This window comes from Paraburkholderia sp. RL17-373-BIF-A (assembly GCF_046030175.1).
Lineage (GTDB): Bacteria > Pseudomonadota > Gammaproteobacteria > Burkholderiales > Burkholderiaceae > Paraburkholderia.
Genome location: NZ_JARESO010000268.1, coordinates 1 through 1,309 on the forward strand (window position 1 = coordinate 1; position 1,309 = coordinate 1,309).

At 55.7% G+C, this 1,309-nt stretch carries 2 protein-coding genes; both read left to right on the top strand.

Annotated elements, in window-relative coordinates; translation table 11 throughout:
* On the top strand, window positions 1–849 hold an 849-nt coding region (gene sctD, locus P0D80_RS50230), incomplete at its 5' end, for a type III secretion system inner membrane ring subunit SctD (protein ID WP_408296217.1).
* Between the two features lie 14 nt (window positions 850–863).
* Window positions 864–1,094 carry an EscE/YscE/SsaE family type III secretion system needle protein co-chaperone gene (locus P0D80_RS50235; protein ID WP_408296220.1) on the top strand — a complete coding sequence of 77 codons (231 nt, stop codon included), beginning with the start codon at window positions 864–866 and terminating at the stop codon, window positions 1,092–1,094.
* The last annotated feature ends 215 nt before the right edge of the window (window positions 1,095–1,309 follow it).

Below are 1,309 nucleotides of genomic sequence, written 5' to 3' on the forward strand. Positions count from 1 at the left end.
GTTCCTGCGTTGTATTGGTTTGCAGATGACGGGACCCGTCTATTGCACCATACCCCGCCGTCCGGCCGTCGCCCAACGCCACGTGATTTGCTCTCGAGTCTTATGCGTGTAGAGCCTCGACTGGATGCACGTTGGCTTGATGACAAGACATTGATGCTTTCAGGTCGGTGCCACGATTTAAACAAATTGAGCTCGCTCATCGAGAAACTTCACGCAGACGGTGTGCGACTACAACAGGAAATGGTTTGTGACGAGGACCTGAAGCGCTCCGTCCGCGCTCTGCTGGCCAACTATGGATATAACGACGTTCTCTTGATGTTAAGCGCCGATGGTAGTGTCAGTATTGATGGTCCGGTGCGAAACGATGCGCGCTTCCCTGAATTGGTCGATGCGCTGGACAGAATTCCTGGGTTGCGTGATTGGCAGATTTCCAACCGCACTGCAGATGAATTGGGCCAGTTGTTGTCAAAGTTGCGGGCAGCTAACTTGTTGACAGGCGTCAGCGCCGTGCGTAGCGAGCGAGGTTGGATGCTGTCCGGACAATTCGAGCCAGAGCGGCTGGAAGTGCTCACGAGCCTAGTGGCCTCGTGGAACGCCCAAGTTGGATCGCCCACGCCTATGCGCTTTGTCAGTGCAACTGCCGCCGCAGTGCGGACCACCGATTACTTTCCGGCGGCGATTTCCATTGTCGGCGGTAGTGCCAATTCCCCGTTTCTGGAGCTGGCGAACGGCATTCGGCTGACGGTCGGTAGTTCCGCGTTAGGTGGGACACAGATCGTGGACATCAGTGCTGCGGGCGTTTCACTCATTGATGGTCAGCAACTGATATTTTTGCCATTTCGACACTGATATTGGAGCCTTGAATGGACGCGATAACCGATCTCGAAGATCGCTTGGCCGCTGATACCTTGGGCCGGGTGAGATGCGAACTGCAACTGATATTGGAGGACGCCATTGCTGGACTTTGTCGGCGGCAACGTGAGCCGCAACAGGCCGCACAGTTAGCAGCGCTTGGCCGGCAACAATTAGCCTGTATGGCGGCGCAGCGCGTCATCGAGGTGGTCTGGCATCGTTGTCATCAGAGTGGCAGATAATTCAGGCCATGACCTGATGGAGTGCGACGTGAGTGCGAGCCATAATCGTTTCATTGGGGAAGAGTCGGAGAGCACCGTGTCCGCGTCTAGTATTACCTCTTGCGTTGTCAGGCGATTGGCTTCGGACGTCGAAATATATCCTTCGCCAACATTTGGTCATTGCATGACGGACATGCCGGGAAGCGGGCATCTCTGCCCGTTGCGGAACTGGGATG

What these genes read in the sequence shown, in the direction of transcription:
- P0D80_RS50235 (WP_408296220.1), top strand. Translation starts at nt 864, where the DNA reads ATGGACGCGATAACCGATCTCGAAGATCGCTTGGCCGCTGATACCTTG.